A 21,647-nucleotide genomic window follows, 5' to 3' on the forward strand; every position below is an offset into this window, starting at 1 on the left:
TTAGTGTCGTCAATTTGCGAGCGGGGAGCGCGTTAACGGGGGCGGGTTGCGTAGCGCTTATCGTGCGCTGTCGGATTAGCCTTAGCCATCTGCAAAGAGGGCGGGTTAAAGATACGCTTTAGCGATGGCAACCAATTTCTACACGTTTGTCATCTTGATCGGGTAAAAATCCGGCCGCTTGATACGCCTGGGTGATTACCCCCTGTTTACGTAATATGGCTAGACCTTTTTGCAGCGCCGCAAATACCCGTTGGCCATCGGGGTGCGATTTACTGACAAAAAAGTTGAGAGAATCATCGAACGAGATTTTATAGCCGGGTAGTGGGTTTAAGGTGATGTCGCTTACGGTGTGAGATTGATCTGGCAGAGAGGAGAAATGCATTAAGGTAAAGTCGGCGCGCTCGGCATCAACCATTTTAAACATGGTGTGGTAGGTGACGCCGTAATAGCGTTTGCTCTGTAGGCAATCCAGTGCTTGCACGTCGTAAAACCAGGTTTTGTCAGTAACGCCCGTTAAGTTTTTAAACCCGTTGGCTTTAATCTCGTCAAGCAAGCCGGGAAGCTTTTCTTTGGGGGCGTATATGCCTTTGGCGTATTCCCCTGAGTTTAATAAATTGTCGCTCACATAAACCCGCTCGGTGGCATCGCGCCCCCAAATAGCCGCGCCGCCGATAACGGCGTTGCCTGCGTCAATGCTTCGGACCATGCGCTCTTGCATCGGGTGCGCCTGCCATTTGGTGTTAACCGCAAAATCTGCGGCGTCGAAGGCGCGGCACATAAGGCTTAGTTCGTTTAAGGTAACATTTTTGACCAGCCCCATTTTTTGGTAATCGAGGCAGTGGTGATCTTGGGAGTACTTACGGATGTCGGCCAGGAAGTAAGAGTAGACGGCGACGGTTATATCGAGAGGAGTTTCGGTGTTGCCGGCATGGCTGGTGGGGGTGAAGAGTATGACATAGCTTGTCAGCCATACTGCGATCATACGGCGTATCTGTCGCGCGGTGGGACTTGTTATTTTCATAATCCATTCCCGGTAACATTCCACAAGGTGCCACACTGTCGTTTGTCCTTTAACGTCGCCCTTGCGTGCGGTATGGGTAAGCTTCTCGGCTTTAAAGGTTAACGCGGTAGGCGTTACTTGTGACTGATCATAGATTTATATCTTTGAGTGTATCAGCCCTTAGGGCGAAAGTGTTAGCGTCGCCTGGTTGCTAGCGGGGGCAGCTGATGCGGGGTTACTCGTCTGGGCTAAGGTGGCAAGGCAGTGCCAATACCCGCTCCCATAGCTCGTTAGTCCACTGCGCTAGTTCGTGAATAAAAGGTTCGTGCACGAGCGCGGTATCAATGCACCATAAATCAATGTCGGCGTGGCCGATAGCGGCGTACTCCCAGTCGATGAGGTACAAGCGGTTACCGGTATCGAGGATGTTTTCAGGAATTAAATCGTGGTGGGTCAGCTCGGCCGGCCAGGGCGCTTGATCAAAGGCTTGTAGTCTTGGTGTAAAGGCCGCCCATTGTTGCGCAAGGTCGACCGATACGACGTCTGCGCTTTGCAGCTGCTGCATGTAATGCGCTAGGTAGTTGTAGTAAGAGCGCTTCTCGGTGGCGGGGTTTAGCTCGCGTACCGAGCGCAGCAAGCGCAAGAGGCGTTGGCGTTGTAGCGGGTTGCTAAAATCTTTTGCCTGCCATACGCGGGCATCGATAAAAGGCAGTATCGAGAAGCGGTGGCTTGGATCTTGGTAAATCGGCTCGGGCGCAATTTTGGCCTTGGCGGCGCTATACAGTATTTGCGCCTCGGCGGTGCGGTTGATACCGAGTGCCTCACTGCGTCGATTGTTAAGGCGCAAAATTAACGGCCCGCTCAACCCCGGCACGGCAATTTTAACATTGCGATTGGTGCGCCCACCGGGGACTGGCCCCAGCACTTTGGGCGGCGCACTAATGGCCAGTGGCCACTCGCGCCAGCTGGCTAATACCGATTGTAAGCTCGCGGTATCAGGCATGGGCAGTTCCGGTAACGGCCCTGTTTGTATAGTCGCGCCGCCAGCTTATAAAGCCAAAAACCGAGATAACCAGATACGAGACTAATAGGCCAGCGGTAAGGTATAGACCGCGATCAATAAACAAAAAGATCGACGTGGTGTTAATAATCATCCAATACAGCCAGTTTTCTAATACTTTGCGGGCTACCATAAAAGTGGTAATGACGCTGGCCCACGTGGTGAAGGAGTCCACATAGGGCCAAGCGGCGCCGGTGTATTGGTGCAGTAAGCTACCCGAGGTAAGCGTTAGCAGTGCGATGGTTACTATCGTCAGGGCGTGTTTTTTGCCGCTCCAACGCTGCACCGGCAGCTCGGTGTCGCGCGCGCCGCCGTGGTGCCAATGCCACCAGCCATACACGGCCATTAACATGTAGTAACCATTAAGGGCCGATTCCATCAGCAGTGAAACGTCCCAAAACAACAGGGTATAAATGGCGGTGCTGGCCAGCGCGCAATACCAACATAAACTGTTTTGCTTTACGGCCAGCAACAAATAGGCAATCGCCAAAATCACCGCAGCGATCTCCCAGCCGGACATGGCCTGCCAGGCGCTGCCTATTTGTTGGGTAACGCTTTCGCTCATACGTCTTGCTCGGGCAGAGCTTCGAAACCCGGTAAAAACTTAGCCACAAATACCGCTTTGCCGTGTTGCTCCATGCTGTGTTTAAAACCGTCGCGCAGGACATCCATGACTCGCTCATAATCGCCGGTAATAATGGTGCAGGTGGCGACGGTTTGCAGCCGTATATCCGGTTGCTGGTTGAGCCAAGCGATAAAACCTTCAATGGGTGGCAGGTAATCGCCATTAAAGGGGTACATGCTCAATTCGACGGATAACTGCATAACAACTCTCAGACTAAGTGGGTGTAGTAAAAACGATACCTGGCGCTAGTTTACCTAAAACCGCACACTGGCGGTGGCGGCAATCATGCGCGGCTCGCCAAACTGGTAGTAAGGTTTGGTGGTGTAAGCGTCGCGCGGGTCGTTGCCAAAGCTGCCAAAACCGCGGGTTTGGGTGTCTTCATCGGTGAGGTTGCGGCCGTACAAGGCCACCTCCCACTGCTCGGTTTGGTAGCCGATACGGGCATTAAATAACTCGTAAGACTCCGACTGCGCCTCGTGGCGGCTAGAGAAGTAAAAGCTGTCTTTGCCCTCTACCTCAACGCGGGCGTACCAGTGCTCGGTAAAGTTAAATACCGCGCCGGTGGTAAATTGGTAGTGGGGTGCGTGGGGTAAGTCGTGGCCGTCTAGGCTGTAAGAAATACCATCAGTGGGTTCGGCTTTGGTGTGAGCGAAGCTCTCAAAGTCTTTAAACTCGCTGCGCAGTAGGCCCAAGCTGGCAAATACATTCAGCATCTCGCTGGCCCGCCAGTTTAGCTCGGCCTCTAAACCGTAAGTGATGCCGGCGGTGGCGTTGGTGGTGTAATCGGTAAAGTCACACGGGCAGTCGTCACCCTCAAACGGTACAAGTAGTGACTGTTTGGTTTGCAGGTCATCGCGGTCTTGGTAAAACAGCGCGATCTGGCTTTGCAGTTGACCATCCTGGCTGGTGGTTTTAAGGCCGGCCTCGTAGTTCCACAAAAATTCCGGTTGGTATTCACGGTCATCGAAGGGAAGCTCGGTGCTGCTGTTAAAGCCGCCGGCTTTGTAGCCGCGCGAGACAAGCCCATACCAAAGGGTCGATTCGTCCGGGCGGTACTCCAGCGCGAGTTTACCACCCAGCATATCGTCGCTGGGCTCGTTGCTCACACCGTCGCTGTCGCGGTAGCTGGCGTCGCGTTGCTCGTAACGCAGGCCGGTCACTACTTGCAGTGCCTGGCCGAGAGGAATTTCTAACTGGCCGTACAGCGCGGTGTTGTCGCTGCTAAAGTCGCTAAAAAAATCCTGCGCTAAATACGTTTGCTGACGATCTAAAACTTCTGATTGATCGCGGTAATAAGCCCCTGCCACCCAGCCCAGCTCGCCGGCCTCGTGGTCGGACACTAACCGCACATCGAGCGTGGTGTTGTCGATCTCGCGCTGGTAGTTATCTTGTGAGTTGTAACCGTACTGCTGTTTGCCCTCAACTACACAACTAAAGTCAGCGCAGATATCGGGGTAGGCCCAGTCTTCGTCGTAACCGTATTCGGTGTCTGAATTGGCGTTGCTGGCCAGCACCTCGGCGTGGAACGCATCGCTAACTTGCCAGTTGGCTTTGACAGAGAAGGCCACAGTCTCTTGGCGATCGTGACCGGGGTTGTCGGATAGCGTGGTGCGGGTATTATCCAGCGAGAAGCCGTCGTAGCCGTTATCCACATTGACGTACATAGCGGTAAAATCCAGCGCCAAAGCGTCGCCGATTTGCCAGTTGAGTTTACCGCGCGCGGTTTGCTCGTCGATGTTGGCGTTGTCGTCGATATTTAAAAAAGCGTTTTCTTGGTAGCCGTCGCTGGTGTGCTGCTCGAGTGCTACCCGAAACCCAACATTGCGACTGACAGGGCCGCTAAGTACCGCGCTGGTGGTGTAGGTATTATAGTCGCCCACCGTGGCCGACAGCTCGCCGCCAAACTCTTGGGTGGGGCTGCCCGATACCATATTGATTAAACCGGCCAGCGCGTTGGCGCCGTAGAGGGTGCCTTGCGGGCCGCGCAAGATCTCGACTTGCTGGATATCCAGCGTCGTGGCGGCGGCGCCAATACCGGTGAGGTCGATACCGTCGACTAACAAGCCGACCGAGGGGTTTACCGGCTCGATAAATTGGCTGCGCTCGCCAATGCCGCGAATCTGAAAAAACCGCCCGCGCGAGGCGCCGGTCGAGAAGTTCACATTGGGAGCGGTGTTTAAGATGCCGGCTAAATGCTCGGCGCCACGAGCTTTAATGGTGTCAGCACCTATCACGCTGGCGCTGGTGGATAAATCTTGCAGTGGTGCGGCGCGAAAGTCGGCACTGACTAGAATCTCTTCGATGCTATCGTCGGCAGCGTGGGTTTGCGCCGCAATAGCGAGCGTGAGGGCACTTAAGGCTAGGGTTTTGTTCATGGTTGAGTCTCCGGTAATGTGTAGGAGACCCGGTCTGCTTACAATAGCGTCGTAATTGGGGCACGTTGTTAGTGCTTGGCAGCCAAAGGCTCTGGCTGTGGGCGTATTATTGCTGTGCGAATAGTCCAATCCCTACGCCGGCATTAACCGGATCAGGTTCAACGGGTCCGCATTGTGTGCGTCTCAGGCCGACTGCCAAAGCAGTCTGGCCACCCCGAGGATGTCGTTTCGTTTTTCTAGAAAGGCGGTATTTTATGCCGTTTTGTTCCATCTAACCAGTGATAGTGCTTATTTTTATGGTGACTATCATCCCCCACCGATAGTGGTTAGCATTGCGTTTGTCTTTATGCTGGCTCGCGACTCCCATGCTGAATTTTTATAAAAAAGCCATTACCGTTCTTGTCGGGTTATTAGCCGTGTCGGTGTTGCTACTCTTTGGGGCGCTAAAGCACACCTTTATATCGCAGTCTTTATTGCCCCGTGGTGACAGTGAGCTGCCCTGGCGGGCCAGCCCAGAGGACGATACATCTCAGGGCGGCGCCTCCGAGGCGATCGTGCTAGACGATACGTATGGTCTGGAGTACGACTTGTTTATTGCGCCTAAAGCGCAATACCCGGCGGCATCGGTGGGGTTGGTGTTTACCGACGCCAAGGGCGAGCCGCGCTTGGTGGACTTGAGTCGCTACAGCGAGTTGACCTTTACGGTTAAATGCAGCCCCGCCAATGAACTGGCCCTTATGGTGTTTACCGTTGATGAACGGGTCACCAAGCTCGATGACTTTTTAACCTATCGCTCGCCCTTAAGCTTTTTTTCCTGTGGCGAGCAATGGCAGCAGCAACGTATTGATTTAACCCGGCTAGAAACGCCGCAGTGGTGGCTAACCAACTTCGACTTTAAACTGTCGATGTCAGAGTATTCGCTGCAACAGGTGCCTAAAATATTGTTTGCCTCGACCACCCAAAGCCCGCAAAACCAGTTGTTGCATGTGCGGTTTAATCAGCTGGAGCTGGCCGGTAAAGAGTGGGGCTATGTGTATTGTGTGGCGGGTTTTTTGTTTGTTTTGTGGACGATCGCCGGCGTTTGGTTGTTTCGCCAGCACACTCGGGCGCTGACCGAATCACTGAAACGAAAGATTCAGCAAGATCGGCCGTTGGTGGCTTATCAGCAGTTGTCGGTAGAGCCTAAGCGCGATAAAGACAGCGATGCCATCTTGCGCTACTTAACCACCGAGTACGCCAACCCCGAGTTAAACCTAGAGGCTTTAGTAAACGCCATCGGGGTCAGCCGTACCAAAATTAACGACATCCTCAAGGCCGAGCTGGGTTTTACCTTTACCGGCTACTTAAATAAGTTACGCCTGACCGAGGCGGCGCGTTTGTTGTCCGAATCGAAGGATGTGAGCGTGGGAGAAATTGCTTACTCGGTGGGTTATAAAAACATCTCTTACTTTAATAAGCTTTTTAAAGAGGAGTATGGCTGCTCGCCCAAGGTATTTCGCAGCGTCTATTAATCGCTATAAGCGCCCGGTTTGGATGCGCTCCTCTCTAGCGTCTGGTGTTTTCTTGCACTTTCGTAAAAATAACTACCACTTTTGACCAATTGGAATGCTTTTTTTAACAAGCGTTAACACCAGAGGCTTGTTTTTACTAAGATTTTTGCCGAATAGAGCCGCGCTCCGCCACGGCCGCCATAATGTCAATAAGAGCGATATTCTCATGCAAAAACGTCAACGTCCGTCGGGCGAACTTACCGTAAATCACTTGGTTGGAACCTGGTTTCGCGCGTACATCGACGCATTTAGCGAGCCGTATTTGTCGTTAACGCTTGCGCCCCACGAGCAAGTTTTGCAGCAAGGCCGTGCTATTCGCGAAGCATTAGGTTGTGTAATCGATTATGCCGTTCAGACGTTAACCTCTTTGACGGTGGGCCGCGCCGACATAGTCGACTGCGAGTTAGCCACCTATCGGTCGCATCCAATGGGACCGATTCGGGTTGATGTATCGCTCGAGGAGGGCGGTCTTGGCATGGCGCTGTATCACGCTCAGGTGTTTGCGCGCCAAAGCCCAAAGGAAATTTTGATCGCCGAGGCTTTTGGCACTTTGCAGCTGCAGGTTAAAACAAAACAGTCCACGGTTGTGTCGTTATTGGAGCACAGGTCTTAATGCGGGTTGGATTTTATCTTATGACTAACCACCAGTCGCCAGCCATCGATTGGGTAGCCACTGGGCGTTTGCCCACCCGGGGTAGATGAATTCGACCGGCTAGAGTACGTCGAAGAGCGTCTGCGGGCTCGGGTTAACATCCCCGTCGTGGTGGGCGTAAGGGTTATAAGCTGGTTGCCATATCCGGTAGCCAACCAATGGCCCACGTCTCTAATACTTTATCGAGGCCGGTTAGGGTTAGCACCGCTAGCAGTATGAGCATGTAGCCCAAAATAAGCTTACCGCGACTGGCACTGTTGGTGAGCTTGCTTGAAAAACGGCTGAGCAACTTACCCGACAACAAGCCTGCTGCCAGCAACGCCAACGCCGTGCCCAAGCCAAAGGCGAGCATGATAATAAACGCCGTACCCATTTGCTGGCCGAACGATGCCAGCGCGATGGCGGCGCCGAGGGTGGGGCCCACGCAGGGTAGCCATACCATACCCAGCAAAAAACCCACCCCAAACTGGCCACCCCAGGCGTTTTCGGTGGCACTGTTAAAGCGGCTGGTGAGCAGCGACAAACGCAAACTTATCCAATCGCCCAGGGGCTTAATAACAAGGATAAGCCCCACCAATAGCAGTAAGATGGCGGCCATATAGCGAAACAGCTCTGGGTCCAGCCCGGCACTGACTAAGACAAAGGTTAAAAGTGTGCCGGCGATGGCGAATGACAAGCTCAAACCCGCAGCTAACGCGTAGGGCCCATAGCGGCTCTCGCCTGCAGCCGAGCCCATAACGATAGGCACCAGTGGCCAAACGCAAGGGGAGAGCACGCTGAGGATGCCGGCCAAAAAGGCCAGCGGTAGTGCGGTTAATTCCAGCGTCATGCTTATTGCCCCAGCAGCTCGCCAATGGCGGCAAAGATTTTATCTTCGCGAGTTTCGGCGACGCTAAACCACACTTGCTCGCTACCATCAAACAGCAATAGGGTCGATTGGCGCGGCGCTTTAAAGTGTTTTACCCACTCTTTTTGATCATCAAAGTCCACTTCTAAAATAACGAGCTCAGAGTCCGGATTTTCGTTTTGATAGGTTTCTAATACCTCGCGCTGCTTGGCGCAGGTGGGGCACCAGGTGGCGTAAATATCGACCAAAATGGGCGCACCTTCGGCTTGCAGCGCGTCAAACCGCTCTTTTGTGAAAGATTCTGCCTCTAAGGCGTGGGCTTGCAGGCTGGTAAATAGCACTATGGCGGTGATTACAGGAGCGAAAAAACGCAAAAAATTCATACTAAGCCTCGTAGGTCTTAAACCGGTATTGGTTAAATGGTCTTGATCAGACTCCTGAGCCTCAAGAATGTTACAGACGTTTGCCGATCCGGCTGAGGCCACAGATGATTTCAGGCTTAGAGAGGGGGTTGGGTGTAATCCGGGCATAAAAAAGCCGCCTGTAACACAGGCGGCTTTTGGGATCTGGTGTAATGCTGCTCTGGCTTAATCCATATCGTCTAGGGTAAGGACTAGGTCGTATTTTTTTACATTGATATTCTCGATGGTGTAGGTGTCACCGTCTTCGTCCTCAGCTTGCACATCAAACTTTGGGTTGGAGTAGCCTTTTAAGCTTACCGTCACTGTCTCGCCATCTAGCAATACATCAACGTCCAGCACGTCTTCTTCCCACTCATCACTGCCCACACTGCTGACATACAGATGGTAAATATCGCTGCCGGTGTTGTTGGTTACCTTGACGTACATGTTGTCGGCGTAGGCACTCAGTGAACCCAAGCACAATAAAACCCAGAGAACCGCGAGTTTCTTCATAAATAGAAATTCCAAAAAGTGTTATGGTGATTGGCGTCGCTTTCAACGCTCACGCGTAATATAAGTCAGTTCGCCGATCTTGGCGATAAAAAGTTAAAGCGGCGCTAAAGCCCGTTTTTGCCGCGGCGCTGGGTGCGGGGTCAGGTTTTGTGCTATGGGCTTTGCGACATCGGGCCGCTATAATGTTGGCCTTAATTTTGGTACTGACTCTTAGTGCGTGTTTCACTGTAAGTGAAGCCTATAAAGGTTTGTCGCAAGTCTTACTTTTGTTAAAAGGGTGAGTCGGGTGTATCGCCTTTGAGCTGTCTAAACCAACCACCCCTAGACTTGCTACCAACGACTTAGCGCTCGAAGGGGTTGCTCTGCTCAATACCTGACCGACGCGCGAACAAGGCCAATAAAACCCAGCAGCCCCTTCGGGTAATGCAATTGGAACGCAACAGCGAAGATTGAACTATGACCCCAGAAATTCTTGTAGAAAAATTATCGAGCGAGCCACTTAGCGTCGAGTTCTCTGAAGTTATACAGATAATAGAGGCTTTTTACGATTACGAACCCACCGCTTTTAGCAATGGCGATTTGCAAAACGCCGCCGGCAGTAATGAGGGCTCGTGCAAGATTTTTGCCTTTGCCAAGCTGCATGGCCTAACCGAGGCGCAAACCTTGGCGTGCTTTGGCACTTACTACCGCGACGATGTACTGGCCCACCCCGAGGGAACCGATCACGGCAATATCCGCAATTTTATTCAGCACGGTTGGGGCGGGGTTGAGTTTCACGGTGAGGCGCTGCAGTTAAAAGCCGGTTAAGTTGAGTAATCTGCCGGCGGCTAATGTGCGTATTACGGGTATAGGCGTCGGCACAAACTGTACCGGCAATACAATCAAAGGCGGGAGCGTGGCTTGCGGCAACTATATGTATGTATCCGAGTGTTCGTGTTGGCGGGGAGCCTGGGCTTGTTAAGCGGATGCAGTGGTACAGATTTTCTTAACACGGTTAATCGCGCGGGCCATTACCAAACGGCCAAAGATGTTGCTTACGGCCCACTGGAGCGCCAACGGCTGGATATATACCGGCCCCAAGCCTCAGCTAATGCCTGTGTGATTGTATTTGTCTACGGCGGTAGCTGGGACAGCGGTGCCAAAGAACAGTACGGGTTTGTCGCGGCGGCGTTAGCGCGCCACGGCTACACGGTAGTGGTGCCCGACTACCGCCTCTACCCCGAGGTTAAGCACCCCGAGTTTGTCGCCGACGTGGCGAAAGCTGTGGCCAGCGAGCCGGTGCAGACCTTGCTTGAGGGCAACTCGCTGGTGATGATGGGCCACTCGGCCGGCGCTATGATTGCAGGTCTTATCAGCTACGATGCTAAATACCTACAAGCGGAGGGCTTAAGCCCCGATATAATCGCCGCCTACGTTGCCTTGGCCGGCCCCCACGATTACTTTTTACCCACGCAAAAGTCTCGCTGGACGAATATCTTTGGCGACGACGAAACCAAACAAGTTGATGCCTTAACCGTCAACCATGTCACACCGAAAAATCCGCCTACCCTGATCTTGCACGGTGCCGATGACGAAACCGTTACCCCTAGGTCGGCTGTGTCTCTCGAGCAAAAACTAACAGCGGCGGGCGTACCGGTCACTCGTAAAACCTACCCCGGGGTGACCCACGTAAAACTTCTGGCGGCCATGGGCAGGCCTTTAGGGTTTTTGGCGCCGACGTTAGACGATGTAGATGAATTTTTGCGGCGGCGTTGTGATGGCGCCAGCCTTTGATACCGCGCTAAAACGTTTTGGGCCGTGCCAAGGCTTTGTTTGTTAATAGGTGTTCGTCGCGGTATTACGTTGCCGGCGTTGAGTGATGCTTGAGTCTCGTATAGCGCGCCGCTCGAGCGCGACATCATTGTGGCGATGATCGGGTACATAGCTCGATAAACGCTTTAAGCATAGGCTGCTCTTGCCGCTCAGGCGCTAATACCCACGAGAACCGGCGCTCTAAATTAAGCGGTGTAGGCAGTTGCACTAACTGACCACTGGCCAGCTCGCGGGCAATGGCCAAGTGTGATAAACAGCCCACGCCCAGCCCAGCAATTACGCTTTGTTTAATAGCTTCTTGGCGATTTAACGCTTGGGCGATGTTAATTTTTACCCCTAAACGTTGAAGCTCCGCGTCTAAAATCGAGCGTGTGCCGGAGCCCGACTCGCGAACCACCCATGGATACTGCAAAAGTTTTTTAAAGCTGGGTTTGCGCAGTTGCGCTAAAGGGTGTTCCGGCGCGCTAAAAACCACCAGCTGGTCGGTTTGCCACGGTGTGATCAAAAGCTCCGAGTGCATTGCCGGACCTTCAATTAACCCTAGCAACGCTCGTCCTTTAGCAACACTACTCAGCACTTGGCTGGTGTTTTCAATACTGAGTTTAATATCGGCCTGTGGGTGCACGTGTTTAAACCGAGCGATCAGCGATGGCGCTAAATAACTGGCAATGGTAATGCTGGCTGCCAAGTGCATAACGCCCATCACTGAGCCGGTGGCCGGTTGCGTGAGTTGTTGGGTCAGCTCAAGAATCTGCCGTACCCGTGATAAAATTTGTTCGCCCTCCGAGCTTAGTAGCAAGTGCCGGCCACGGCGCTCAAACAACGGATAACCGAGCGATCTTTCCATTTCTTTTAACGCCTGACTGGCGGCCGGCTGGCTAATGGCTTGCTCATTAGCGGCTTGGCTCAGGCGCTCAAGCCTGGCCGTTGCTTCAAATATACGCATTTGTCGCAGTGTTACATTCATAAGAATAATTTAACTCTTATATAAATAATATCCAATATACCTAAGTGTTTGTGCGCCGTACAGTAGCACCCAACTGGAGGTCATTATGTGGATGTTACTGATTGCTTTGGCTGGCCTAGCGCTGGCAGCCGCGCAACTACCCGTTTTGGCGGCGCTCGGTATCGGCGCTTTGCCGCTCGCCATTATATTGGGGATGCTGGTGGGCAACAGCACCGATCTGCCCGATCGTAAAAGTGCACAGCAGCCCATGTTGTTTTGTCAGCAAAAAATGTTGCGGCTGGGGGTAGTATTACTGGGCTTTAGTTTGAGTGTGCAGCAACTGGTTCAGGCCGGCTGGCAAGTATTAGTGCTCGATATGCTCGTGGTTATCACTGTACTTTTACTGGGTTTTTACCTCGGTGTACGCTGGCTCAAAATGTCTGCCCCCTTGGCGCTACTGACCAGCGTCGGTAGTGCCGTGTGCGGCGCATCGGCAATCATGGCGGTAGAGCCTGTGGTTAAGGCGCGTGAGCGGGATATTAGTATTGCAGTTGCCACGGTGGTGACCTATGGCTCACTGGCGATGTTTTGCTATCCGGTTATTTTTCACTTAACGGCGCCCGACAGTGCCAGCTATGGCGTTTATATTGGTAGTACGGTGCATGAGGTGGCCCAGGCGGTGGCGGCGGGTCAAGCGATTGACGAGCTGGCGTTGCAAGGTGCACTGGTGGCAAAGCTGGCGCGGGTGATGATGTTGGCGCCTGTGGTGTTTGTATTAGGTTTTTTCTGGCAGCGGCGGCAAGCGGCCCATCATCCGCAGGGCAAAGTATCACTGACCATCCCTTGGTTTGTCTTAGGATTTATTTTGGCAAGCATTATTCGCAGCTTTGTGCCCATGCCCGATCTTCTATTAGGTGTACTGAAGGCGGCATCGCAATTGACGTTGGCGCTGGCGATGGTGGCGCTGGGGTTAAAAACCCGCTGGCATTTATTGGCTAATGGTGGCGGTAAACCGTTTTTACTAGCGGGAATTTTGTGGCTGTTGCTGCTTGGCGGAGGCTTTTACCTAGTACCACAGATATTGGCTTGGTAGCGTTTGGGTTAGGCTGGCCTTTATCTCTATGCTTGGTTTGTGTCGCACTGGTTGTAAGGTCACGTTAATGGCCGTGGCGGAGCTGATCCTGTTATTTATCGCGCACTAAAAACTTTAAGTGACTTACGCACAACGCAATAACATCGCAACCGGACCTTCGTCGTGGTTCCCTCCAATCAAATATCTCAAACACAGTAAAATTTACAAGTTAAGGTGTGTTTACGCAAAATAAGTAAAAAGGGTGTGATCCCTCAAGCTTGAGGTAGTAATGCATTTGATGCAGATGTGCCGCGCCCAGCAAGGCTGCCAAGGCGTTTGAGGTTAAAACTGCTTTCATTTCATTCTTTGGCACGCTACCTGCTGTAGGTAACGTACACACTCGAAAGAGTCTTTCGTAAGGCAACAGAAATAGTTGCACCAATAGTTTTTGGTGGAACGCCAAATGTTCGACAAAAGTGAGGAATTATTATGAACAGTGATCAGTTTGAAGGTAAGTGGCATCAATTTAAAGGTGGCGTGCAGGCCCAGTGGGGCAAGTTAACCAATGATGACCTTGATCGAATAGAGGGCAATCAAGAAAAGCTTGCCGGAGAGATTCAGGCCAAGTACGGTAAGTCTAAGGAAGAGGCTAAAAAAGAAGTTAACGATTTTATTGATAGCCTTTAAGATTACATGGCTGTGCAATAAAAGAGTTGCTTACTAAAAAGGCTGCCGATGTTTATCATCGGTAGCCTTTTTAATGTCAAAGCTATAAGAGAAGTTAATTAGATGTTGTCTTCGAAGAAAAATCAGCAACACCCTTATCGGTACGTTTAATCGGTTTTATCGTCCCGTCATCATTAAAGTGCAGATATTCAGCGGCGCTATGACGCTGACGGCCGCAGGCTGAATCGATGTCTAGCCAGCGGTGATAAAAAAGTATCCACTGACCTTTATACTCAACAATAGAGTGGTGGTTATTGCTGTTGTGCTCCTGCCCCATAAACTCGCCTTTGTACTCCCAAGGCCCCATGGGCGATTTGGCCATATAATAACTCAGCACGCGGTTGTTTTCGGGCATGGTGAAGTAATAATTGTCATCGCGCTTAAACACCCAGGGGCCTTCCATTTTTGGCTCATAGCCACCCATATCCATTTTTATTAGATCGCCTTCTGTGCTGCGCATGTCGTCTGCCATTTTGATGACATGGTAATCGTGGTCTTTGGCGTGCACGTACAAATACGCCTAACCGTCGTCGTCAATAAATAGGCTCGGGTCATTGGCGTAGGGCGATGTCCACAGCGGCGCGTCAATTACATCTTTAAATGGCCCGGTGGGTGAGTCGCTTTCGGCAATGCCAATGCCCATCCATTTAGTGCTGTTCTCTGGGTTAACCCTGTCTTTATGGCCCGAGCCTGCCGGAAAGACCAAATAGTATTTACCATTTTTATAAGCCGCATCCGGCGCCCAGGCGTAGTTGTCTGCCCAGCTTATGTCGTCAACCGATAACAAAGGTCCGTGAGTTTCCCAGTTTTGTAAATCCGTAGAGGAAAACGCATACCAGTCTTTCATCCAAAAGTCTTCTTGACACTCCTCGTCGTGCGAGGTGTACACGTACATCTTGCCGTCGTTCCAGACATGGGCCGAGGGGTCGGCGGTACGTAAGCCTTCGCCAAAGTTAAGGGGGTTACCATTAGCGGTCGTTTGGGCGGTATGGTGATGTGCGCAGCCAGCCATCGTGGCTGCCATTAAAGTTGAGGTGATTATCGCCGTGATTTTATTCATTATAAAGAGTCCTTCAAGATAGGCTTAATGTTTAGCTATAAAAGTGCCAGAACGTGTTTCACTAGAGTGTACTTGAACAATTGTTATTAATAAAAGGGTGGTCTTACAGAAAGTATACGGAGCACAATAGCTAACGAGCGTTAGCTTGTTTAGGGTTTATTTTTCGCTGGAATGGGTTGGTTTTTCGATTCCTCTCACCCTGTAGATTAAAGGAATGAGTGAATGAATGTTCGCGGCTATCGCGTCGTTCATAATTCTTATTACTTTCGTTTTCTTACATCCCGTACTAAGTAAGAGTTGTTGGGTCCTCGTTTTATTTCAAAAAGGTCAATCGCTTTTATCAGGCTGCTTAAGTTTCTATAGCCGTAGTTTCTGGTGTCGAATGACGTTTTATTAGATATGTGAGAACCAACAGGTCCAAGAGCCGACCAGCCATTATCTTCGGCGGTTGCGGCAATAGCCTGACGCAGTAGATTGATAAGCTTGGTGTCGGATTTTATGTTCTTCGGCTTCTCTTGATTTAGCTCGATAGTGTTTTGATCTTGATCTAAAAATAGAAATTTGGAGCAAGCATTTACAAAAGGTTCCGGTGTTTTCCGTTCTCCAAAGCCCAGTACAACCTTTCCTTCCGATAACGCTCTAACTACCATGGGTGTGAAATCGCAATCAGAAGAAACAAAACACATAACGTCAATGTCTTTTGTATACATGACATCCATGGCGTCAATCACTAACGCGATATCTGATGCGTTTTTCCCTTTGGCTAGGTCATACTGTTGTATGGGTTGAATAGCGTATTCATGCAAAAGATCCTCCCATGGCTTAATCGAGGATTTTTTCCAGTTGCCATAAGCTTTTCTAATGGTGACTACCCCATATTTAGCCACTTCGCTGAGCACATCCTCAAATTTATTAGCAGGGGCATTGTCTGCATCGATAAAGAGGGCAATTTTCTGTTTGGAATCGTCCATATTAGTCCCTGCTCGATTTCTTATCCGTCGCAATTTGAGTGTTGTTGTTATCTTACACGTGAATTCCCCAATTTTAATAAAAAGGTTCTTAACATTTAAAACTCTCTGTTGTTTTCCGTAAAGTAGAGCCTATAAGTGGCCCTACTGTGTTGTCAGTACCGTTTTACTGAGCCACCAACTGATACTGCTGGTTGGTGGCCCCTGCCAAACACTCCCATTGGATCAGGTTGGCGCCGTCGGCGGTGTCATTGGCGTTGACGTCGAGGCACTTTTGACTCAAGCGATTGATGATTCTCCAGCGGCCCTCGCCGGCACTTTGAAAACGGAACTGCTGATTCTCGCCACCCGAATAACTCCACAGTAAAGCGTTGGCGCCATTGGCGGTAGAAAACGAGTCGATATCTAAGCCGAGGGTTGGCGCATTGACGGGCGAGATGCGGTGGTAGTCGCCATCGACTTGGGTGATATTCCATTTTTGGCAATCGTTATTCAGCCAGCTCCACTGCCGGGTATTGGTGCCATTGCTGGTGCCGCAGTTGGCGGCGTCGAGTGCTTTGCTGCTGTGTAGCGGCACGATTCGGTATACGCCGTTGACGGTGCCGTTGTTGGAGCCGCCACCACCGGGTGACGTGCCCACTTGCGAGCAGCCCGAGACATTGATGCTGGAGCTAGCGGTGCGCACTAACTGGCAGTTGGGGTTGCCGTTACTTACACTGCCGCTTAATACGTGAGTGTTATTGGCGTCTTCCAGAAAAATACCCTGCGAGGTGGTGGTGTCGATATCCACATAGTTGATGGTGGTGCCGTTGCTGCCGGTTACGCTAAAAAAACCGCGCCCTGAGTTGCGCGAGTACACGCTATTGACCGAGACGTTGGGGCCATTGTTATTGGCCACGCGAAAGGTAGCGTAACCGCCGCCCCAATTATTGTAATGGCCGGTAACATTGCCCACGGTGCCGTTGCGTGAGTTGTTTAACAAAACGCCCGAGCCGCCGTTGTTGGTGACGGTGACATCGCCGATGGTAAAGCCGTCAATACCATAGGTTTCCAGGCCGTGACCTTTGGCGCCGTTAATGTTGATGTTACCGGCAACCGTTAAATTGCTGGCCGGTGCGGTAGAGGAGTCTACCCGGATACCGAGGCCCACGGGGTTGTTGTTGCTTAAATCCATGGTGATGTTCTCGAGTGTGACGTTGGAGCAGCCCCGAAACCACACACCATAGCGCGGGTTACCCACCACATGCAGGTTGCGCACGGTAATGTTATCGCGCCGGTCGCAGTATACGGGTACCACCAGCTCGCCACCGTTGGCGTTTACTTGATGGCCGTGAAAGTCTAGTGTTTGTCCGGCTTTAGGGCGTATCGCGTAAACTTGGCCGCCATCGCTGCCGCTGTTGCCTGAGTTGCGAATATTAACGGTGCCGGTGCCCATATTGTTAACGGCGGCGTTGATGGCATCAAAGTAACGGCTACCGCTGTAGACACTGTTGCCATCCACGCGTGCGAGCCAGCTGCCATTGGTGTAGGTCACTTCGGCATCGGCCAATGCTTGCGCGCAGGTGCTAGCGAAAGCGGCGGCAAGCGCAGAGCGAATAAAAATAGAACGGTTTATACGAGACATAAGCTATCCCTATCATGATCGGATTTGTGAGCCCGGTGAGAGCTTGGCCAATCATCCTTAGCGCCCACAGGGCGAGGTACTGCGATTGTTATTGTGTTTCCCACTGGGGGTATTGTGATGCCAATCTGTGCGGTGCTTGGGCAGTTGGCGGAGATAGGCTAGCGTATCGTGCCGATTATTTATAATATTATAGCTTTAGTGTGTGATGCCACGCACAAAGGTGTGCGCGGCGTGAGAACTCAGCCACATTGGTCGGGAAAAGTAAGGCAAAAATGTTAAGCCGCTTGCTCGACGGCTAAGGCTTCTTTTTGATCGCGCCACTGCACCTGATCACTAAAGTGCAGCAAACGCATGTGGCCCGAGTAATCCTCGACCAGCGCGGTGCAGTTTTCGATCCAGTCGCCGGTGTTGCAGTAGCGAATACCGTTGGTTTCGGTTAATGCGGGGTAGTGAATATGGCCGCAAATTACGCCGTCAAAGCCGCGCCGGCGCGCTTCGTCGGTGGCCTCTTTTTGGTAGGTCTCAATGGCGTCTTTGGCGCCTTTGATGTTGTCTTTGATCATTCCCGCCAGCGAGAAGTAAGGCCGGCCCATCCATTTGCGCCAGCGGTTGGCCCAGCGGTTGATAAACAGCAGCAAACCGTAGCCAATGTCGCCAAAAAAGCGAGTAATGTGGGATAAGTTGATGTACGCGTCCATGGCATCGCCGTGCATAATTAAATAGCGTTTACCGTTGGCGCAGGTGTATTCGTGCTCTTCAATAATCTCTATCGGGCCAAACAGATTGCCGGCAAAGCGGCGCATGGGCTCGTCGTGATTGCCCGGCACATAAATAACGCGCGTACCGTTGTTGGCCATGTCGTACAGTTTAAGCATTACTTGGTAGTGCTCTTTGGGCCAGCGAAACTTACGCTTAAGCGCCCACATGTCGATGATATCCCCCACCAAATACAAAGTGTCGCACTGAACACTGTCGAGAAACTCCAGCAGGTACTCGGCTTTGCAGTCGCGATAACCCAGGTGCAGGTCGGATATCCAGATCGTGCGACCTTTGATGACTGCGCTTTGGGGGGCTTTCGCGGTCGGCTTGACCGCCTGGGGTGAGGGTGAAGCGGGTGTTGCAGTAAGAGACTCGCGGGCCGTTGTCGTCATGGCTGGGCGCCTATGTCAGCTGTCTGATGGCCCAAAGTGTGAAAAACAGCGGTGACGGTTAAGCGACAATTTGGTGAAGCTTTGGTGACAATCGTCCGGCTGGCACGCTGTGCATGGCAATACGCTGAGTCTCGGTCAAGGCGCTGGTTACTGTGTTTGCTTTTTTAACAGCGACAAAACAAACACCCCCGTGGTGCCCAGCACAATGGCGGGGCCGGCGGGCCAATCCCAGTAAAACGATGCTGTGAGGCCGCCAACCACGGCCAGCGCGCCGATGCCGCTGGCAAACAGCGCCATTTGTTCGGGGGTGCGGGCTAAGCGGCGCGCGGTAGCGGCGGGAATAATCAGTAGGGCAGTAATCAGCAGAACACCCACTACCTTCATGGCAATCGCAATGACGAGCGCCATCAAAAGCATGAGGGCGGTGCGCACGGCTGTGACCTGCACGCCTTCAACGTGGGCGAGATCCTCGTGCACGGTAATTGATAGCAGTGGGCGCCAAAGGTAGGCCAGTGCAATCAGTACCAAGATGCCCACGGCCCAAATGGTGATGACGTCCACAGTGGTGGTGGCGAGGATGTCGCCAAACAGATAGCCCATTAAATTGATGCGGCCGGGGCTGATAACGCTGATGGCCACCAGGCCAAGCGCGAGCGTGGAGTGCGACAAAATCCCGAGCAAGGTGTCGGTGGCCAATTGCCGGCCGCGCTGCAGTGCCACCAACAACAGAGCGATAAGCAAACAGCCCATCGCCACGGCGAGGTTAATATTGATGTCCAGTAATAACCCTAAAGTGACGCCCAACAGTGCCGAGTGCGCCATGGTATCGCCAAAGTAGGCCATGCGACGCCAGACTGCAAAGCAACCTAACGGGCCGGATACCAGTGCGACCCCGAGGCCTGCGGCGAGTGCCAGTAGCAAAAACTCAGGCATGGGGTGGGTGGTCCTTGTGATCGTGATGCAGCTCGCCGCACTCATCGTGGGCGTGATCGTGATGGTGGGTGTAAAGCGCTATGTGCGCCTCGGCGCGATGGCCAAATAGCTCTAAGTACGCCGGGTCGACCGTGACCTGCGAAGGGTGGCCCTGACAGCAAACGTGGCCGTTTAAGCACACCACGGTATCGGTATTGGCCATCACCAGGTGTAAATCGTGGGAGATCAGTAACACGCCGCAGCCCAGCTCGTGGCGCAGCTCGTTAATCAGCGTATAGAGCGCCGCCTGACCGGCGACGTCCACGCCTTGCACGGGCTCATCGAGTACCAGCAGTTGCGGGTTGCGCAGCAGGGCACGAGCCAATAAAACGCGCTGAGTTTCGCCACCGGAGAGCGCCTGTAGGTGCTGCTCTAGTAAGTGGTGGGCACCGGTGCGGCTGAGGGCATCGGTTATGGCGCTAAGTTTGCTGCCGCCCAAGGCTAAAAAGCGTTTTACGGTGAGCGGTAGGCTTGGATCAATATGCAGCTTTTGCGGCATATAGCCAATACGCAGCCCGGGCTGTTGTACTAACTCGCCGCTGTTAAAGCTCATTAGTCCCAGCAGGGCGCGCACCAGCGTGGTTTTACCGGCGCCATTGGGGCCAATGAGGGTCACGATCTCACCCGCGTGCACGGTTAAATCGGCGCGGTCCACCAGCGTGCGATTGCCGCGAATGACCGACAACTGCTTCGCTTGCAGCAATGTCGTGGGCTCACTCATGGGAGGGAGCATCCGCGCGGCAGTCGGGGCATAAGCCAAACACCTCAAGCGACTGGGATACCACCGCAAAGCCCGCTTCACCGGCGGCTTGCTGAATGCTGTCGCTGACGGTTTTGGAGTGAATCTCTTCGGCCCGGCCGCACTCGTCGCACAGCAAAAAGTGGCTGGCGTGGGAATGGTCGGGGTGCGGGCAGCCGATAAACGCATTGAGTGCGCCAATTCGGTGAATCAACTTTTGCTCCAGCAAAAAGTCGAGTGCTCGGTACACCGTAGGTGGCGCCACTTGGCGAGTAGATTCCGCGGCCAGTAGGTCGATAAGCGCGTAGGCGCCCAGCGGCTTATGGCTTTGCCAAATAAGCTCTAGCACTTGCTTGCGCAAAGGCGTTAACCGGGCGCCGCGCTCGGCGCACAAGTTAACGGCCGCTTGCAGCGCATCGCTGACGCAGTGTTGGTGGTTGTGGGCGCTAAAGGCCAAGGGAGTATTGTCCATGAACCCAGTATAACTGATATGTTATACTATAACTATTGTGTCTTTGATCGCTCTGTCAGGTTGCCCCTATGCCCCGTACTTTTATCGCGCGTTTGCTACTGTTGCTCGCATTATTGGCGCTTGGCGTCGCCGCGCGCGCGAAGCCTATCGAAGTGGTGGTCAGCATAAAGCCTTTGGCGCTAATCGCCGAGCGGGTGGCGGGCGAGGAGGCCGAGGTGCGCACACTATTGCCGCCGGGCGTGTCGCCTCACGAGTTTGCCCTGCGGGTGTCGGATATGCGGCTGATTCGCGGCGCGGACTTGGCGGTTTGGGTGGGGCCAGAACTTGAGGGTTTTTTACAAAAGCCGTTTGCCGGTTTATCCGGTGCGCAGCTGATAACGGCGGTTAACTTGGCGGCTATTCAGTGGCCTGCTGATGCCGCCGCCGAGCGTGAACATCAAAGCGACGCCGGGCACAGTGCCTCTCACGCACACGGTCGCGACTCACACGTGTGGCTTAACCCGGCAAATGCCGCGGTGTTGGCGCAAGAGCTGGCGCAACGGTTGGGGCAGCTGGTGCCCGCCCAGGCGGCGGTGTTTACCGCTCGCGCTGAGCAGTTTGTTGCCGAGCTGAAGGCGCTTGATGCCGCCTTAGAGCAAAAGCTGAGTGCGGTACGCAACTTAGGTTTTGCGGTATATCACGACGGTTACCATCATTTTGTCGCACACTATCAGCTAAACCAAGTAGATTATGTGGCCTTAACCCCAGAGCGTCGCCCGGGTGCGCGGCATTTGTACGAGCTTGAAAAGCACTTAAAGCGCGAGGCGGTGTGCCTGTTTGTGGAGCCCTATGCCGATACCGACGCGGCGACGGCAATGGCGCAGCGGGTGGGCTTGCGTACCGGGGTGTTAGATCCGCTGGCGAGTGATACCGCCATAGCAGATTATCCAGGGCTAATGAACCGATTGGCGACGGCGCTAGTGGGTTGTCTGCAGGGGGCGTATTAGTTAAGCGTATTGCTGGGTGCTGGAAGCTACAACTAGAGCGGTAGGTGGTGAAAAAACCGTTGGTTGTTCACGTTCTGCGGTAACCAGGGGAGTCGG

At 52.9% G+C, this 21,647-nt stretch carries 22 protein-coding genes, 1 pseudogene and 1 riboswitch; of the genes and pseudogenes, 7 read left to right on the top strand and 16 right to left on the bottom strand.

The window, feature by feature from the left end:
* Positions 1 to 118: 118 nt before the first annotated feature.
* The 5 genes from AACY82_RS13630 to AACY82_RS13650 all read right to left on the bottom strand — a co-directional run bounded on the left by AACY82_RS13630 (position 119) and on the right by AACY82_RS13650 (position 5,060).
* Entirely contained in the window at positions 119 to 1,021 is a 903-nt protein-coding gene (locus tag AACY82_RS13630; RefSeq protein ID WP_339617389.1) for a hypothetical protein, read from the bottom strand.
* A gap of 214 nt (positions 1,022 to 1,235) precedes the next feature.
* The gene (locus AACY82_RS13635; protein WP_339617390.1) at positions 1,236 to 2,003 is read right to left on the bottom strand and encodes a choline/ethanolamine kinase family protein; all 768 of its coding nucleotides are present in this window, start codon (positions 2,001 to 2,003) and stop codon (positions 1,236 to 1,238) included.
* Positions 1,996 to 2,625 (bottom strand): nicotinamide riboside transporter PnuC, encoded by a 630-nt coding sequence (gene pnuC / locus AACY82_RS13640; protein WP_339617391.1) that lies wholly within the window; start codon positions 2,623 to 2,625, stop codon positions 1,996 to 1,998. Before pnuC ends, AACY82_RS13635 begins: the two co-directional genes overlap by 8 nt.
* Positions 2,622 to 2,885, bottom strand: coding sequence for a YkoF family thiamine/hydroxymethylpyrimidine-binding protein (locus AACY82_RS13645; RefSeq protein WP_339617392.1), 264 nt, complete (start codon positions 2,883 to 2,885; stop codon positions 2,622 to 2,624). Before AACY82_RS13645 ends, pnuC begins: the two co-directional genes overlap by 4 nt.
* 54 nt (positions 2,886 to 2,939) lie before the next feature.
* Positions 2,940 to 5,060, bottom strand: a complete 2,121-nt coding sequence (locus tag AACY82_RS13650) for a TonB-dependent receptor (RefSeq protein ID WP_339617393.1) — start codon at positions 5,058 to 5,060, stop codon at positions 2,940 to 2,942.
* A 111-nt stretch (positions 5,061 to 5,171) separates the two neighbouring features.
* A riboswitch (TPP riboswitch) is annotated at positions 5,172 to 5,287 on the bottom strand.
* A 138-nt stretch (positions 5,288 to 5,425) separates the two neighbouring features.
* Here AACY82_RS13650 and AACY82_RS13655 point away from each other — a divergent pair.
* Positions 5,426 to 6,571: a helix-turn-helix transcriptional regulator gene (locus AACY82_RS13655; RefSeq protein WP_339617394.1), complete on the top strand. Its 1,146-nt coding sequence runs from the start codon at positions 5,426 to 5,428 to the stop codon at positions 6,569 to 6,571.
* A 205-nt stretch (positions 6,572 to 6,776) separates the two neighbouring features.
* Positions 6,777 to 7,223 carry a hypothetical protein gene (locus AACY82_RS13660; protein WP_339617395.1) on the top strand — a complete coding sequence of 149 codons (447 nt, stop codon included), beginning with the start codon at positions 6,777 to 6,779 and terminating at the stop codon, positions 7,221 to 7,223.
* Between the two features lie 163 nt (positions 7,224 to 7,386).
* Here the strand turns inward: AACY82_RS13660 and AACY82_RS13665 are convergent, their stop codons facing one another.
* From AACY82_RS13665 to AACY82_RS13675, 3 genes are all read right to left on the bottom strand, one after another.
* On the bottom strand, positions 7,387 to 8,091 hold the full coding sequence (locus AACY82_RS13665; protein ID WP_339617396.1) for a cytochrome c biogenesis protein CcdA: 705 nt from the start codon (positions 8,089 to 8,091) through the stop codon (positions 7,387 to 7,389).
* Positions 8,092 to 8,093: 2 nt separating this feature from the next.
* Positions 8,094 to 8,492, bottom strand: coding sequence for a thioredoxin family protein (locus AACY82_RS13670; protein ID WP_339617397.1), 399 nt, complete (start codon positions 8,490 to 8,492; stop codon positions 8,094 to 8,096).
* Between the two features lie 204 nt (positions 8,493 to 8,696).
* Entirely contained in the window at positions 8,697 to 9,023 is a 327-nt protein-coding gene (locus tag AACY82_RS13675) for a hypothetical protein (RefSeq protein ID WP_339617398.1), read from the bottom strand.
* Between the two features lie 456 nt (positions 9,024 to 9,479).
* Here AACY82_RS13675 and AACY82_RS13680 point away from each other — a divergent pair, with 456 nt between their 5' ends.
* Together AACY82_RS13680 and AACY82_RS13685 are read left to right on the top strand one after the other, a co-directional pair.
* Positions 9,480 to 9,830: a HopJ type III effector protein gene (locus AACY82_RS13680; protein WP_339617399.1), complete on the top strand. Its 351-nt coding sequence runs from the start codon at positions 9,480 to 9,482 to the stop codon at positions 9,828 to 9,830.
* 147 nt (positions 9,831 to 9,977) lie between these two features.
* Complete coding sequence (locus tag AACY82_RS13685) at positions 9,978 to 10,796, top strand: alpha/beta hydrolase (protein WP_339617400.1); 819 nt, start codon at positions 9,978 to 9,980, stop codon at positions 10,794 to 10,796.
* A 124-nt stretch (positions 10,797 to 10,920) separates the two neighbouring features.
* On the opposite strand, the gene AACY82_RS13690 is transcribed toward AACY82_RS13685, so the two are convergent.
* Complete coding sequence (locus tag AACY82_RS13690) at positions 10,921 to 11,802, bottom strand: LysR family transcriptional regulator (RefSeq protein ID WP_339617401.1); 882 nt, start codon at positions 11,800 to 11,802, stop codon at positions 10,921 to 10,923.
* Positions 11,803 to 11,887: 85 nt separating this feature from the next.
* Between AACY82_RS13690 and AACY82_RS13695 the strand changes: the two genes are divergently transcribed.
* Positions 11,888 to 12,874, top strand: coding sequence for a putative sulfate exporter family transporter (locus tag AACY82_RS13695; RefSeq protein ID WP_339617402.1), 987 nt, complete (start codon positions 11,888 to 11,890; stop codon positions 12,872 to 12,874).
* A 468-nt stretch (positions 12,875 to 13,342) separates the two neighbouring features.
* Positions 13,343 to 13,540, top strand: coding sequence for a CsbD family protein (locus tag AACY82_RS13700; RefSeq protein ID WP_339617403.1), 198 nt, complete (start codon positions 13,343 to 13,345; stop codon positions 13,538 to 13,540).
* A 94-nt stretch (positions 13,541 to 13,634) separates the two neighbouring features.
* Here the strand turns inward: AACY82_RS13700 and AACY82_RS13705 are convergent.
* From AACY82_RS13705 to AACY82_RS13735, 7 genes and pseudogenes are all read right to left on the bottom strand, one after another.
* Positions 13,635 to 14,639, bottom strand: a pseudogene (locus AACY82_RS13705) (family 43 glycosylhydrolase).
* A 260-nt stretch (positions 14,640 to 14,899) separates the two neighbouring features.
* Positions 14,900 to 15,610, bottom strand: a complete 711-nt coding sequence (locus AACY82_RS13710) for an NYN domain-containing protein (protein ID WP_339617404.1) — start codon at positions 15,608 to 15,610, stop codon at positions 14,900 to 14,902.
* Between the two features lie 163 nt (positions 15,611 to 15,773).
* On the bottom strand, positions 15,774 to 17,231 hold the full coding sequence (locus AACY82_RS13715) for an RICIN domain-containing protein (RefSeq protein WP_339617405.1): 1,458 nt from the start codon (positions 17,229 to 17,231) through the stop codon (positions 15,774 to 15,776).
* Between the two features lie 275 nt (positions 17,232 to 17,506).
* Positions 17,507 to 18,382, bottom strand: a complete 876-nt coding sequence (locus tag AACY82_RS13720; protein WP_339617406.1) for a UDP-2,3-diacylglucosamine diphosphatase — start codon at positions 18,380 to 18,382, stop codon at positions 17,507 to 17,509.
* A gap of 147 nt (positions 18,383 to 18,529) precedes the next feature.
* Positions 18,530 to 19,315, bottom strand: coding sequence for a zinc ABC transporter permease subunit ZnuB (gene znuB, locus AACY82_RS13725; protein ID WP_339617407.1), 786 nt, complete (start codon positions 19,313 to 19,315; stop codon positions 18,530 to 18,532).
* Positions 19,308 to 20,075 (bottom strand): zinc ABC transporter ATP-binding protein ZnuC, encoded by a 768-nt coding sequence (znuC, locus tag AACY82_RS13730; protein ID WP_339617408.1) that lies wholly within the window; start codon positions 20,073 to 20,075, stop codon positions 19,308 to 19,310. The genes znuB and znuC overlap by 8 nt, the downstream gene beginning before the upstream one ends.
* Positions 20,068 to 20,565, bottom strand: a complete 498-nt coding sequence (locus AACY82_RS13735) for a Fur family transcriptional regulator (RefSeq protein WP_339617409.1) — start codon at positions 20,563 to 20,565, stop codon at positions 20,068 to 20,070. The genes znuC and AACY82_RS13735 overlap by 8 nt, the downstream gene beginning before the upstream one ends.
* Positions 20,566 to 20,633: 68 nt before the next feature.
* Here AACY82_RS13735 and AACY82_RS13740 point away from each other — a divergent pair, with 68 nt between their 5' ends.
* Positions 20,634 to 21,551: a metal ABC transporter substrate-binding protein gene (locus AACY82_RS13740; RefSeq protein ID WP_339617410.1), complete on the top strand. Its 918-nt coding sequence runs from the start codon at positions 20,634 to 20,636 to the stop codon at positions 21,549 to 21,551.
* The last annotated feature ends 96 nt before the right edge of the window (positions 21,552 to 21,647 follow it).

It is taken from the genome of uncultured Gilvimarinus sp. (genome assembly GCF_963972205.1).
In the GTDB taxonomy this organism is placed as follows: domain Bacteria; phylum Pseudomonadota; class Gammaproteobacteria; order Pseudomonadales; family Cellvibrionaceae; genus Gilvimarinus; species Gilvimarinus japonicus.